Genomic DNA, 13,176 nt, shown 5'->3' with positions numbered 1-13,176 from the left:
CCGTGCAAATGACCGGGAGGTTTCCGACAGTGGCTTAACGCGACCGACGTCCAGCTGGCGATACTGCGCCGGTCTTCACGCCGCTTTTCGTCCAGGAGCCCCGCATGTCCGCATCCCGGCATCGTCCTGCAGCAACGCGTCTGCGCGTGCGCGGCCGGCGCGCGCTGCGCAATACCCAGCGATTGCTGCTGTCGTTGCTGCTGGTGCTGTTCACCGTCGGCGCCATCGCTGCCACCGACAAGGTGCTCAAGCGCGACGACGCGCGCTGGCTGCAGTCGATGACCACCGGCCTGGACAGCGCCAGCGTGGCGCAGTTCGAGCGCGATGGCCGCAAGCGCTTCCTGCGCGAGCAACTGCAGGCCGACGGTGGCGATGCCGCCCTGCCGGCGCCGGTGCGCGCGCAACTGGACGGCTACGCCGCGCTGCACACGCCGGTCCAGGAACTGCTCAAGCAGCAGGCCGCCGCACAGCAGGCGATCAAGGCGATGCCGGATGGCGATGCCAAGGTCGCGGCGAAGAAGGCCGCGCAGCAGCGCGGCGATCTGCTGCTGAACCAGGCACGCCAGGCGCAGCTGCTGCGTTCCATCTACGCGCCGGATCAGCTGCGCGAGCAGATGGTGTGGTTCTGGCTCAACCATTTCAGCGTGTTCGCCGACAAGGGTCGCCTGCACTGGACCGTGGCCGACTACGCCGACAACGCGATCCGCCCGCACGCGCTGGGCAAGTTCTCCGACCTGGTGATGGCGACGCTGGAGAGTCCGGCGATGCTGGAGTACCTGGACAACGCGCAGAACGCCAAAGGCAAGGTCAACGAGAACTACGCGCGCGAGTTGATGGAACTGCATACCCTCGGCGTCGATGCCGGCTACACGCAGAAGGACGTGCAGCAACTGGCGCTGATCCTCACCGGCGTCGGCATCGCGCCGGTCGACCGCGACGGTCCGCCGAAGTTGCCGCCGGCGCTGCAGGGGCAGTATGTGCGTCGCGGCGCGTTCGAGTTCAACCCGGCGCGGCACGAACCCGGCGACAAGACCTTGCTCGGCCAGCGCATCGCCGGCGGCGGCTTCGACGAGGTCGAGCGCGCGGTGCAACTGATCGTGCGCCAGTCGGCATGCGCGCACTTCATCTCGCGGCAGTTGGCCGAGTACTTCGTCGCCGACGATCCGCCGCCGGCGCTGGTGGAGAAGATGGCGCGCACGTTCCAGCGCAGCGACGGCGACATCGCGGCGGTGCTGCAGGTGATGTTCACCGCACCGGAGATGGCCGCCGGCGCGCCGCACAAGTTCAAGGATCCGTACCGCTTCCTGGTCTCGGCGCTGCGCCTGGCCTACGACGGGCAGACCATCGTCAATCCGCAGCCGTTGCTGGGCTGGTTGAACCAGATGGGCGAGCCGAGCTTTGGACGGATCACGCCCGATGGCTGGTCGCTGCAGTCCAGTGCCTGGAACAGTTCCGGGCAAATGGCGCAGCGCTTCGAGATCGCGCGTGCGATCGGCAACGGCAACACCCAGCTGTTCACCGTCGAGGGGCAGCAGCGCGGCGGCTTCCCGCAACTGAGCACGCCGCTGTACTACCACGCGATCGAGCCGCAACTGAGCGACGCCACGCGCCAGGCGCTGGCGCAGGCGCGCTCGCAGCAGGAGTGGAACGGCTACCTGCTGGCCTCGCCCGATTTCAATTACCGCTGACCGCGGCCTTCGCCGCACGGAGATCCGCCATGCACCGTCGCCGCTTCCTGCTCGCGTCCGCCGCCGCCGCGGCCAGCCTGCCATTCGCCGGGCGCCTGTTCGCCGCACCGGCGCCGTCGCCGCGTTTGTTGGTGGTATTCCTGCGCGGCGGCTACGACTGCAACAACCTGCTGGTGCCTTACGCGAGCGATTTCTACTACGCCTCGCGGCCGAGCCTGGCCATCGCCAGGCCGGATCCGGCCAATCCCAACAGCGCCATCGCGCTGGACACGCAGTGGGGCCTGAACCCACGGCTGCGCGACACGCTGATGCCGCTGTGGAACGACAAGCAGCTGGCCTTTGTGCCTTTCGCCGGCACCGACGACCTGTCGCGCAGCCACTTCGAGACCCAGGACAGCATCGAGGCCGGGCAACCGGCCGGGCAGCGCAGCGACTACCGCACCGGCTTCCTGGCGCGGCTGTCGCAGGTGGCCACCGGCACGCCGTCGATCGCCTTCACCGATTCGCTGCCGCTGAGTTTCCAGGGCGGCGGCGACATTCCCAATCTCTCGCTCAAGCGCAATCCGACCCCGGCGTTCGACCAGCGCCAGGCCGACATCCTCGCCGGCATGTACCACGGCACCCAGTTGGCCAGTGCCGCGCACGACGGCCTGGCGCTGCGCCAGCAGGTCTCGCAGGCCCTGCGCGACGAGATGCAGCAGGCCAACCGCGGCGCCGCCAGCGCACGCACCTTCGCCGACGAAACCCGCCGCATCGCCACGCTGATGCGCGAGCGCTACCGGCTCGGCTTCGTCGATGTCGGCGGCTGGGACACGCACGTCAACCAGGGCAGCACCGACGGCGCGCTGGCCAACAACCTGGCCAACCTGTCCGAGGGGCTGTCGGCCTATGCCGAGGCGCTGGGGCCGGAGTGGCGCAATACGGTGGTGGTGGTGCTGTCCGAGTTCGGCCGCACCTTCCGCGAGAATGGCGACAAGGGCACCGACCACGGCCACGGCACCACGTACTGGGTGCTGGGCGGCGGGGTCAACGGCGGCCGCATCGCCGGCGAGCAGGTGGCGGTGAGCAAGGACAAGCTGTTCCAGGACCGCGACTACCCGGTGCTGACCAACTACCGCGACATGTTCGCCGGCTTGCTCGGCCGAATGTGGAGCCTGTCGCCGACGCAACTGCAGAAGGTGTTTCCGCAGGCGCATGCGCGGGATTTGAAGTTGGTCTGAGGCCTTGCCACGGATCGCTGCGTCATGCGCTGTGATGGGTGGAAGCGTCCGGGTGGCTGGAGTCCGCTCTTACAAGGGACGTGCGCCAAATCCGTGCGCGCATGGCAGGTGTTTAGCCGCCCCCTTCCGAACGGGTGAAGTTCCGAGCGTCGTTCGTCGCGGCTTCAGGGCAGCTCCAACAACGACGGAAGCCAGGTTGTAGGAGCGGCTTCAGCCGCGATGAGCGTTACCGGTAACGCCTATCGCGGCTAAAGCCGCTCCTACAATCGCGACGCTGTACCACGCCGGAGCGCGGTAATGACGCCTTGTTGGAGGTGCCCTGACGTTGCTTCCGCACGCGCGCGCGGTCGGCATGACGGGTGCACTGTGGGAGGGACTTCAGTCCCGACGCCTTCCGCGCTCCGCTTGCCGTATCCCGTGCTTCATCGCGTCCATTGCGGCGGAGACCATTCTCCGTCACTGACACAGTCCCGCCAGAGGCGTGCGTGATTCAGGCCGCAGCGAACGGCGATGGCCCGTAGAACCGAGCCAAATGCGCGGCCACCTCGGGCATTTCGCGCTCCAGCCGCTGCGGCGCGGAGAAGTGATATTCGCTGACCACGGCGAAGAACTCTTCCGGCGCTTCCGCGGCGTAGGCGTCGATCTCGCTGGCGCGGCCGCGCTCCACGCGCGCACAGAAGGTGTCATAGCTGCGCTGGAAATCGTCTGCCCATTGCCGCTGCCAGGCGCGCGGCAGCAGCGGTGTGCCGTCCAGGGCGCCGTCGAGCACGTCGAGCTTGTGCGCCATCTCGTGCACCGCCACGCAGTAGCCGGCACGTGGATCGTCCAGGTCGGCCTGCACGTCGGCCCAGGACAGGATCAACGGGCCGCTGTCCCAGGATTCGCCGATCAGTTCGTCTTCCCACTCGTGCAGCACGCCGGCCGCGTCGACATGGCTGCGCTGCACGCGGAACGCGTCCGGGTAGACCAGCACTTGCGACCAGCCGCGCATCCCCTCGCTGCCGTACTCCAGCAGCGGCAAGCAGCACAGCGCGGCGAGCAGGCCGCACTGCGGGGCATCCAGCTGCAGGCCGCCCAGCGGCGAGATGGTCTTGTGATGCAGGAATTCGCTGGCCAGCGTACGCAGGCGCTGTTCGCGCGGCGCATCCAGGGCGGCGACCCAGGCGCAGTCGCGGCGCACGGCCTGCCAGGTAGGGTCATCAATGGCGGCGGGTTTCGACCACAGCCCGCGCAGCCAGCGTGGAATCAGCGGAACATCCCCGGCAGGAAGCTGTGCCACTTCGGCATGCGCATGCGCGGCACCAGGTCGCTGTCGCTGCCGCCGCCGGTGGTGGTCGAGGCCGGCTTGCCGGTGGAGGCGGGCGCATGCAGCGCCGCGGGCGGGCGCGTCGGCGTGCTGTCGGCATCGGCCGCGTCGCCGTAGGTGCAGTCGGTGTGCGGCTTCTCCGCCAGCACGTTGGACGCGTGGGCGGCGGCGAGTGGCAGCAGCAACAGGAGCAGGCAGGGCAGGGAACGGCGCATCGTCGGCATCCAAGGCGAGCGGCGGTGAATCCCGATTCTAACGCGGTTTTCACCCAGCGCAGGGCCCCGGCCCTGGGCGCCCGGGGGGCGTTGCCGCATACTTTTCGGTTCACGAGGGCGCGCCATTGCACGCCCAGGGGCGGAACGAGGCGATGGAACCGGCGTTGGACGAGCGCGAACTGTTGGCCAGGCTCAGCAAGGGGCCCCTGTCCGGCGATGCCCTGGCGCGCGCCTGCGGGCTGACCCGGGCGGCGGTGTGGAAGCGCATTCAGGCGCTGCGCGCGGCCGGGGTGGAGATCGAGGGCCGGGCCGGCGAAGGCTATGGCCTGGCACGGCCGCTGGAACTGCTCGACGCCGCGGCGATCCGGGCCGGACTGAGCGGGCCGGCGGGCGCCGAGCTGGCCGGGCTGGAGATCGCCTGGAGCCTGGTCTCCAGCAATACCACCCTGCTGCAGCGGCCGGCGCCGGCGCAGGGCAGCGAAGTCCTGATGGCCGAGCGCCAGACCGGCGGCCGTGGCCGCCGTGGCCGGGTCTGGGCGTCGCCGCTGGCGGCGCATCTGTATCTGTCGGTGGCGCGCAGCTTCCAGGGCGGGCTGGGCCGGCTGGGCGGCTTGAGCCTGGCGGCCGGCGTGGCCGTGGCCGAAGCCCTGCGTGCGGCCGGATTCGCCTCAGTCGGGCTGAAGTGGCCGAACGACCTGCTGGCCGACGGGCGCAAGCTGGGCGGCCTGCTGGTGGAAGGCGGCGGCGAGTTCGCCGGGCCGGCGCGGGCCGTGATCGGCCTGGGCCTGAACGTGGCGATGCCGGCGGCCACCGCCGCGGACATCGACCAGCCGTGGACCGACCTGACGCGGCTGGCCGGCGGCGCGGTGTCGCGCAACGCGATCGCCGCGACGGTGCTGTCGCAGCTGCTGCCGGCGCTGGCGCTGTTCGACGCGGAGGGACTGGCGCCGTTCCTGCCGCGCTACGCCGCGCTGGATCTGCTGGCCGGACGCGCCGTGCGCATCGACGATGGCGGCCAGGTGCGCGAAGGCACGGCCCTGGGGCTGGCCGAGGACGGCGCGCTGCGGGTGGCCTTCGCCGACGGCGAGCAGCTGGTGCACGCGGGCGACGTCAGCGTGAGGCCGGCATGAGCGACTGGCTGTTCGACCTGGGCAACTCGCGCTTCAAGTTCGCCGCGCTGGAACACGGGCAGGTGGGCGCGGTGCAGGCCTGGCCGCATGGTGCCGAGGCGATGGACGCGGCGGCGGTCGCGGCGCTGCCGCAGGGTGGCACCGCCTACGTTGCCAGCGTCGCCGCGCCGGCCCTGACCGCCACCGTGCTGGAGGCGCTGCGCAGCCGTTTCGCGCAGGTGCAGGTGGCGCGCACCGAGGCTGCCTGTGTCGGGGTGCGGATTGCGTACGCGCGACCGCAGGCCTTCGGCGTGGACCGGTTCCTGGCCCTGCTCGCCGCGCATGGCGGCGGCGACGTGCTGGTGGTGGGCGTGGGAACGGCGCTGACCGTGGACCTGCTCGACCGCGATGGACTGCATCGCGGCGGCCGCATCGCGCCGTCGCCCACGGTGATGCGCCAGGCCCTGCAGCAGAAGGCGGCGCAGTTGCCGGCCGAGGGCGGCGATTACCACGAGTTCGCCGCCGACACCGCCGACGCCCTGGCCTCCGGCTGCGACGGCGCCGCGGTGGCGCTGATCGAGCGCAGCCTGCAGCAGGGCGAGGCCTTGCTCGGACGTCGACCGCGGCTGCTGCTGCACGGCGGTGGGGTGCCGCCGCTGTTGCACGCGCTGCCGCCGGCCGAGCAACGCCCCGCCTTGGTCCTGGACGGACTGGCGCTGTGGGCGCAGGCGCACGCCGTGGCCGGTGCCGGTGCCGCCTGAGCGGGCCGGCGAAGGCGGACGTTGCGCCGAAGTCGCAACGTCCCACGCAAACGCCACTGTCTCTCCCAACGTGCATCGCACGCTCTAGAATCCGGCCATGCTCGTTCGCGCCCTGCTCGTCGTCCTGACCATCCTCAACCTTGGCGTCGCGGTGTGGTGGGCGATGCAGCCGCCGACCCCGCCAGCGGTGCCGATGCCGGCAGTGCCGGCCGGGGTGGCGACGCTGCAACTGGTCAATGAAGCGCCGGCGCTGGCTGCTGCGCCGCCCACGCCGGCTGCCGCGTCTGTCGCCGCGCCAGCCGATGCGCAGGCCGACACCGCCGTCGCCGCCGATGCGGCCGACTCCACCCAAATATCGGCCAGTACACCTGCGGCTCCCGCCACCGCCGCGCCCGAAACTGCGCCCACACCGCCTGCTGCCACCCCTGCGCCCGCTCCCACCCAGGCCCAGGCCGAGCCTGCAGCGGCGCCCGCGGCCGACGCGGCGGTGTGCCTGAGCGTAGGACCGTACCCGGACCGCGACGCGGCGCAGGCGGCCGTCGCCGCGCTGGCCCCGGGAGCGCCGCGTCCGCGCCTGCGCGAGGCCGCCGACAGCGACGCCACCAGCTTCCGCGTGATCCTGCCGACCATCGGCGGCGAAGACGGCCTCAGGCAGGCCACCGAGCGCATCGTCGCCGCCGGCATCCGCGACTATTACCCATTGCGCCAGGGCGATGCCGGCAATGCCATCGCCCTGGGCCAGTACCGCAGCCGCGAGGGGGCCGAGCGCCGCCGCCAGGAACTGGCCCGTGCCGGCTTCAACGCCGACCTGATCCCCAGCGGCGGCAGCGGCCAGTCGCGCTGGTGGCTGGACCTGCGCGCCGACTCCGCGGCGCAGGCCGCGACCCTGCGCCGCCAGTTCGGCGCCGCGCGCCAGCGCACCGTGGACTGCGGCACGCTGCGCTAGAATGCCGCGCCTGCCGGTGTTCGGCGCCGCGCCGTCGCGCGTGCCGAGGCCCGCGCCAGCAGGTAGACTGCCCCGGGCCCGCCCGCGGGCGTCGTCCACCTTGCCGCTTTAGCTCAGTCGGTAGAGCAACTGTCTTGTAAACAGTAGGTCATCCGTTCGATTCGGATAAGCGGCACCACCTTCCGATCCACTGGCATCTGTAGATGTCCACGGGGGAGAGATGGACCAAGTGGGTGAGGACTTCGAGTTCTAGCCGCATGCGGAGCCTTATGGGGAGGCTCAATCAAACTGCGCGAAGCTCTCGCAATCAAGTAGTGTGTCCAGCGAGCTCGACAAGTTCACTCGGTACTTGCGGCCAAGTCCTGCTTGGCGTGCCCTTGAGATTGATGCCTTCTCGGCTATCACGTGTGTCGAATAGGGTATAGACGTGTACATCGCCTGCATATCAAACAGGTCATTCGGGCTAATCTTCCCAGTTTCAGCTTCACGGCGGGCTGAGAGTTCCGCCTCAATGCTTAGGGTGGGAGTATTAGTAATCAGGCTTGTGATTGCGCAGTCACCAAGTGCAGCCAGATCAGCGATGCTTTTATTCAGATCACTCAGCACGCGCTGGAATAGCTCTTGCTGTTCATTGAACAGCATGGCCGACATCACTCGAACCCGTAGCTCTATTGGAATCCCCTGCAGTTGAATGCGCCGTTCTTCGATGCCCGAAACGGCCTTGTCGGCTAGTTCAAATAACATTGCATGGGCGTGCCGTCTCTCGCCGTCGTCTTGGCCGGTCATGAAGCTCAGGTACGCTTCGGCTGGGCTTTGGCTGGATTGAGGTGCCTCCGGCAGTGCGTTGCCTCCATGTGTCGCAACGAGGCTGTCAAGTGGCGCAAATGCCTGCCAGAAGCTAGGCACAAGTGCCCAGCGTGGGGCTCGTACTGAAGCCTCCAGGCCGAATCTGTTGCAGAGTAGATCTTTAACCTCGGCTTCTATTCGCGCTGTGCGACTGCGGTAGACATAGCCTCTACTCAGTATGGCCTGGGCAGAGGCCAGATTCCACCTGCTCTCAGCATCGTTTCTCTTTGAAGTCTCTAGGATGTGCGACAGTGAGAGTGGAAATATTGCCCGTCCTGTCGCCACCGCGCGAAGGCCCCTTCTATACAGGTCTTGGATATCCTCTGCTCCTTTGCCTGCTTTGGCGCGGGCAATGGATATCCAGTGGTTCTGGTCTAGATAGATGACGTCCATATAGTAATCCTACTCTTTGCAACCGACGTCCCCCCGATATTCTACGTGGTCCGTATGCAAGATCAGCTTGGGGTTGAGGCTGTTGTGCGCCCACGCGAACCAGGGAAGGAACGTCAACCCGGCGAATGCCGCTTCCAGGGTCACGATCAAGGATTTTTCCAAGGCGATCTCCAGAAACGGCGGAGCAGCTTAGTCAGGCGCTGCCATCGATGTCTAACCGCGCGCCTCCGCTGCTGCGACGCGGCGAGTCGTGACATGCCGGTCCCGCTAGACTGGGTCACTTTTTTGGCTGGAGCGTATGCGCATGAAGTCGTCTTTTCTGCCGGTGTCCCTGATCGGCGTGCCTACCGACATCGGGGCCGGCCATCGCGGTGCGCGCATGGGGCCGGAGGCACTGCGCATCGCCGGCCTGCACGAGGCGCTGGCCAATCGCGGCGTCGAGGTGCGCGACATCGGCAACATCGATGGCCCGCGCAATCCCTGGCAGGCGCCGGTCGACGGCTACCGCCACCTGGACGAGGTGGTGGCCTGGAACCGCGCGCTGATGGAGGCCAGCTACGCCGAGCTGCGCGCCGGACGCATGCCGATCGTGCTCGGCGGCGACCATTGCCTGGGCATCGGTTCGATCACCGCGGTGGCGCGGTACTGCCGCGAGCAGGGCCGCAAGCTGCGGGTGCTGTGGCTGGACGCGCATTCGGACTTCAATACCAGCGAGGTCACGCCGTCGGGCAACGTGCACGGCATGCCGGTGGCCTGCCTGTGCGGGCTGGGCCCGCAGGCGCTGACCGAGCTCGGCGGCAGCGCCCCTGCGTTGCGCCCGGAGCAGGTGCGGCAGATCGGCATCCGCTCGGTCGACCCGGACGAGAAGCGGCTGATCAAGCAGCATCGTGTGGACGTGTACGACATGCGCTACATCGACGAGATGGGCATGAAGCGGACCATGGAGGCGGCGCTGGACGGGCTCGACGCCGACACCCATCTGCACGTCAGCTTCGACGTGGACTTCCTCGACCCCAGCATCGCCCCGGGTGTCGGCACCACAGTGCCCGGCGGCCCCAACTACCGCGAGGCGCAACTGGTGATGGAGATGATCGCCGACAGCGGGCGCATGGCCTCGCTGGACATCGTGGAGCTGAATCCGGTGCTGGACCACCGCAACCTGACCGCGGAGCTGGCCGTGGACCTGGTGGAGAGCCTGTTCGGCAAATCGACCCTGATGCGGGACTGAGCGATGCGGGCTCACCCTGAATGGGTCGCCGGTTCATTCACGTGAAATCCACAGTCGTGACGGCAGATTCACCCCCAGACGGTAGCGCGGCGACGCCTATCGCCGCCCACCCCGACCACCTGCGATTGCCGAGGACGACCCGATGAAGCGACTGACCACCCTGTTGATGCTGACCCTGTTTTGCGCTGGTGTGCTGACCGGCTGCAACACCGTTGCCGGCGCCGGCAAGGACATGCAGAAGGCGGGCGAGAAGGTGGAAGACACCGCCAAGGATTGCAGCGCGGGCAAGTGCTGAGTTTCGCGCGGCCTGCGTGCCGCGTCCCATGACCAAGTAAGCAAGGAGTGAACCTATGAAGCGTACGTTTGCGTGGATGCTGCTGGCGATGTTCTCGGTGGGCCTGCTGGCCGGTTGCAACACCGTTGCCGGTGCCGGCAAGGACGTGCAGAAGGCGGGCGAGAAGGTCCAAGACGCCGCCAAGAACTGAGCCTCGTCTCGGTGACCAGAAACGGGTCGGCTTGCCGGCCCGTTTTTTTTTGCGCGACTGCCGACCACCGCGTAACGGTTCACGATGCTCATGCATCGCTGACGCTGCGTTGATCGGTTCGCGACGCGGGCCGCGCAATGCTGCGCGGGCGGCGTACGGCGCCGCTTACACATCACGAGAGATGCCATGAACAAAGACATCATTGCCGGCAAGTGGACCCAGCTCAAGGGCAAGATCAAGGCGCAGTGGGGCGACCTCACCGACGACGACTTCGACGTCGCCGAAGGCAACACCCAGTACCTGGCCGGCAAGCTGCAGGAGCGCTACGGCTGGGCGCGCGATCGCGCCGAGAAGGAAGTGCACGCGTTCCGCGACAGCCTGGGCAAGGAATACCACGACTGAGGCGCACACCGCCGCAGCGTCGTCGACACGGGCCGCGTTGCGGCCCGTGCTTTTTGCACGCGCGGGAAGTTCAGCGCTCCGGCGGATCGGGCACGTAGTCGCCGGGAAACGCGCTTGGCGCAACCGCCACGCGCCGCGGCGGCAGGTTCCGCGGCAGCACGCCGCGTGCGATCAGCCGTGCGCGGCTGTCGTAGCGCAGCTCGGTCCGTTGCATCGGTACGTCGCTGGCGCGCTCGAATTCTGTGACGCGCGAAGGCGACCATTCGCGCGCGCCGTGGCCGGTGCCCAGGCGCTGCTGCACGCGGGCAGCGGAGGTGCCTTCGCGCGCATACGCCCGCGCGTCCGCGGACGGTGCCGCCGCGAGGGGCGCGGCCGCACTGCGTTGCGGGACGTCGGCGGTCGCTGCCGGTGCAGGCGGCGCGTCCGGCGCCGGGACGCCGGGCGTTGCCGCGCGCGCGGCTGCGTTGGCAGCTCTCTCGGCGTCGACGCCTGGGTCACCCGGGACGGTATCGGGCCATGCCCGCGCTTCGTCGAACACCGCCATGCCGATCACGCCGACGTTGCGCGGGCGCCCGGTGCGTGCCGCATAGCTGTCCTCCAGGTCGGTGAACACGAACTGCGCCACGTCCTCGGACGATTTGCGCCACCCGGCGATCTCGATTTGTTGCCACGGCGCCAGCACATAGCCGCGCTGGTCGCTGGCCGCGGTCTGGCCACTGACCGCGTTGACGCCGTCCACCGACAGCACCACCAGCACCCGTGCCCCGGTCAGGTTGGTCAGGCGTAGCGCGTAGCGGTGGCCGGGCGTGGCGGCGATCCAGCGCTCGCCGCGCCAGGCACGCGCGGGCAGCGGATCGTCGCCGGCATCGCGATCGATCACCTGCAGCTGCACCGCCGGCGCCGAGCTCGGTGGCGACGGCCATGGACGAAAGCCGCACAGCCCGCCGATGCACAGCATGGCGAAGGCGAGCACGGCGAGGGAACGGGAACGGCGGGGCAGGTAAGGAGCAGGAACGTGCATCGCGGCGACTCCAGGACGGGGACGCCGGATTGAACGCACCACGCGCCGGAACGGGGTTGTCGCGCAGCGGGTAAACTCGCCGGGTTTCCCCCTGACCGTCCATTCCGCATGACCACCCGCGTTCTCACCGGCATCACCACCTCCGGCACGCCGCACCTCGGCAACTACGTCGGCGCCATCCGCCCCGCGCTGCAGGCCAGCCGGCGTCCCGGCATCGAGAGCTTCTTCTTCCTGGCCGATTTGCACAGCCTGATCAAGGCGCAGGACCCGGCGCGGACCCAGCGCTCGACCCTGGAGATCGCGGCGACCTGGCTGGCGGCGGGGCTGGATCCGGCGCAGGTGTGGTTCTATCGCCAGTCGGACGTGCCGGAGACCAACGAGCTGACCTGGTTCCTGACCTGCGTCGCCGGCAAGGGCATCCTCAACCGCGCGCATGCCTACAAGGCGGCGGTGGACAAGAACCGAGCCGACGGCGAGGACGACGATGCCGGGGTCACCGCCGGCCTGTTCATGTATCCGGTGCTGATGGCCGCCGACATCCTGCTGTTCAAGGCGCAGCAGGTGCCGGTGGGCCGCGACCAGATCCAGCACATCGAGATGGCGCGCGATTTCGCGCAGCGCTTCAATCACGTCTACGGCCGCGAGCACTTCGTCCTGCCCGACGCGCTGATCGACGAGCAGGTGGCGACGCTGCCCGGGCTGGACGGGCGAAAGATGAGCAAGAGCTACGACAACACCATTCCGCTGTTCGCCCCGCGCGAGGAGCTGAAGAAGCGGGTGTTCGCCATCGTCACCGATTCGCGCGCGCCGGGCGAGCCGAAGGAGACCGAGGGCTCTGCGCTGTTCCAGCTGTACCAGGCCTTCGCCAGCGCCGAGGAGACGGCCGCGTTCGCGCAGGCGTTCGCCGCCGGCATCGGCTGGGGCGAGGCCAAGCAGCAGCTGTTCGAACGCATCGATGCCGAGATCGCGCCGATGCGGGTGCGCTACGAGGCGCTGATGGCGCGCCCGCAGGATATCGAGGCGATCCTGCGCGACAACGCGCAGCGCCTGCGCGAACGCTATGCGATCCCGTTCCTGGCCGAGTTGCGGCACGCGGTGGGCCTGCGCGACCTGTCGGCGCAGGCCGATGGCGCTACCGAAGCGGCCACGGCCAAGCAGGCGCTGCCGAGCTTCAAGCAGTACCGCGAGGCCGACGGCCAGTTCTACTTCAAGCTGCTCGATGGCGAGGGCGTGCTGCTGTTGCAGAGCGGCGGCTTCGCCTCGCCGCGCGACGCCGGGCAGACCATCGCTGCGCTCAAGCAGGCCGCACAGGCCGAGGCGCTGCAGGCGGCGCCGGTGACCCTGGAGGCATCGGCCGAGACGGTGCTGGCGGCGCTGGCGCGGCTGCGCGAGGCGGGCTGAGCGCTCGCACGGCGGTCCGTCTTAGGGTCGGCTTCAGCCTTGTCGGAGGATTGCATTGTGGGAGGGACTTCAGTCCCGACGACGGAAGGTGTCAGGCGGCGTTCGGCTTCGCTTGTCGCGGCTGCATGACGGTCGACTCCTACAGACAAATGTGA

14 protein-coding genes and 1 tRNA gene are annotated in these 13,176 nt (G+C 68.8%); 11 read left to right on the top strand and 4 right to left on the bottom strand.

All coding sequences use genetic code 11. The features are described from left to right. Nucleotides 1–104: 104 nt before the first annotated feature. Together CEK69_RS18080 and CEK69_RS18075 are read left to right on the top strand one after the other, a co-directional pair. Nucleotides 105–1,688 carry a DUF1800 domain-containing protein gene (locus tag CEK69_RS18080; RefSeq protein WP_152247148.1) on the top strand — a complete coding sequence of 528 codons (1,584 nt, stop codon included), beginning with the start codon at nucleotides 105–107 and terminating at the stop codon, nucleotides 1,686–1,688. A gap of 29 nt (nucleotides 1,689–1,717) precedes the next feature. Then, complete coding sequence (locus tag CEK69_RS18075; protein ID WP_152247146.1) at nucleotides 1,718–2,908, top strand: DUF1501 domain-containing protein; 1,191 nt, start codon at nucleotides 1,718–1,720, stop codon at nucleotides 2,906–2,908. 490 nt (nucleotides 2,909–3,398) lie between these two features. Here the strand turns inward: CEK69_RS18075 and CEK69_RS18070 are convergent, their stop codons facing one another. Next, the gene (locus CEK69_RS18070) at nucleotides 3,399–4,187 is read right to left on the bottom strand and encodes a M90 family metallopeptidase (RefSeq protein WP_152247144.1); all 789 of its coding nucleotides are present in this window, start codon (nucleotides 4,185–4,187) and stop codon (nucleotides 3,399–3,401) included. Next, nucleotides 4,154–4,438 (bottom strand): hypothetical protein, encoded by a 285-nt coding sequence (locus CEK69_RS18065; protein WP_017917075.1) that lies wholly within the window; start codon nucleotides 4,436–4,438, stop codon nucleotides 4,154–4,156. The genes CEK69_RS18070 and CEK69_RS18065 overlap by 34 nt, the downstream gene beginning before the upstream one ends. 155 nt (nucleotides 4,439–4,593) lie before the next feature. Here CEK69_RS18065 and birA point away from each other — a divergent pair, with 155 nt between their 5' ends. The 4 genes from birA (at nucleotide 4,594) to CEK69_RS18045 (ending at nucleotide 7,423) form a co-directional block, all read left to right on the top strand. Continuing rightward, entirely contained in the window at nucleotides 4,594–5,559 is a 966-nt protein-coding gene (gene birA, locus CEK69_RS18060; protein ID WP_193314037.1) for a bifunctional biotin--[acetyl-CoA-carboxylase] ligase/biotin operon repressor BirA, read from the top strand. Then, nucleotides 5,556–6,299 (top strand): type III pantothenate kinase, encoded by a 744-nt coding sequence (locus tag CEK69_RS18055; protein ID WP_152247140.1) that lies wholly within the window; start codon nucleotides 5,556–5,558, stop codon nucleotides 6,297–6,299. Before birA ends, CEK69_RS18055 begins: the two co-directional genes overlap by 4 nt. A gap of 97 nt (nucleotides 6,300–6,396) precedes the next feature. Next, on the top strand, nucleotides 6,397–7,245 hold the full coding sequence (locus CEK69_RS21125; protein ID WP_193314033.1) for an SPOR domain-containing protein: 849 nt from the start codon (nucleotides 6,397–6,399) through the stop codon (nucleotides 7,243–7,245). Nucleotides 7,246–7,347: 102 nt separating this feature from the next. Next, a tRNA-Thr gene (locus CEK69_RS18045) sits at nucleotides 7,348–7,423 on the top strand. 101 nt (nucleotides 7,424–7,524) lie between these two features. On the opposite strand, the gene CEK69_RS18040 is transcribed toward CEK69_RS18045, so the two are convergent. Then, a complete protein-coding gene (locus tag CEK69_RS18040) occupies nucleotides 7,525–8,484 on the bottom strand; it encodes a hypothetical protein (RefSeq protein ID WP_152247138.1) in 960 nt (319 codons plus the stop codon). 304 nt (nucleotides 8,485–8,788) lie between these two features. Between CEK69_RS18040 and rocF the strand changes: the two genes are divergently transcribed. From rocF to CEK69_RS18020, 4 genes are all read left to right on the top strand, one after another. Then, nucleotides 8,789–9,712 (top strand): arginase, encoded by a 924-nt coding sequence (gene rocF / locus CEK69_RS18035; protein ID WP_026144365.1) that lies wholly within the window; start codon nucleotides 8,789–8,791, stop codon nucleotides 9,710–9,712. Nucleotides 9,713–9,854: 142 nt separating this feature from the next. Further along, on the top strand, nucleotides 9,855–10,007 hold the full coding sequence (locus CEK69_RS18030; protein WP_017908941.1) for an entericidin A/B family lipoprotein: 153 nt from the start codon (nucleotides 9,855–9,857) through the stop codon (nucleotides 10,005–10,007). 55 nt (nucleotides 10,008–10,062) lie between these two features. Next, complete coding sequence (locus tag CEK69_RS18025; protein WP_026143575.1) at nucleotides 10,063–10,197, top strand: entericidin A/B family lipoprotein; 135 nt, start codon at nucleotides 10,063–10,065, stop codon at nucleotides 10,195–10,197. A 186-nt stretch (nucleotides 10,198–10,383) separates the two neighbouring features. Beyond that, a complete protein-coding gene (locus CEK69_RS18020; RefSeq protein WP_010341025.1) occupies nucleotides 10,384–10,599 on the top strand; it encodes a CsbD family protein in 216 nt (71 codons plus the stop codon). Between the two features lie 70 nt (nucleotides 10,600–10,669). Here CEK69_RS18020 and CEK69_RS18015 read toward each other — a convergent pair whose 3' ends face one another. Beyond that, on the bottom strand, nucleotides 10,670–11,557 hold the full coding sequence (locus CEK69_RS18015; protein WP_152247247.1) for a hypothetical protein: 888 nt from the start codon (nucleotides 11,555–11,557) through the stop codon (nucleotides 10,670–10,672). Nucleotides 11,558–11,728: 171 nt separating this feature from the next. Between CEK69_RS18015 and CEK69_RS18010 the strand changes: the two genes are divergently transcribed. Beyond that, complete coding sequence (locus CEK69_RS18010) at nucleotides 11,729–13,021, top strand: tryptophan--tRNA ligase (protein ID WP_152247136.1); 1,293 nt, start codon at nucleotides 11,729–11,731, stop codon at nucleotides 13,019–13,021. Nucleotides 13,022–13,176: the final 155 nt, after the last annotated feature.

Origin of the sequence: Xanthomonas sp. LMG 12462, from assembly GCF_009192885.1 — a bacterium.
Lineage (GTDB): Bacteria > Pseudomonadota > Gammaproteobacteria > Xanthomonadales > Xanthomonadaceae > Xanthomonas_A > Xanthomonas_A sontii.
Note: the sequence above shows the minus strand (reverse complement) of the source record. Positions and strands in the feature narration are given on the sequence as shown.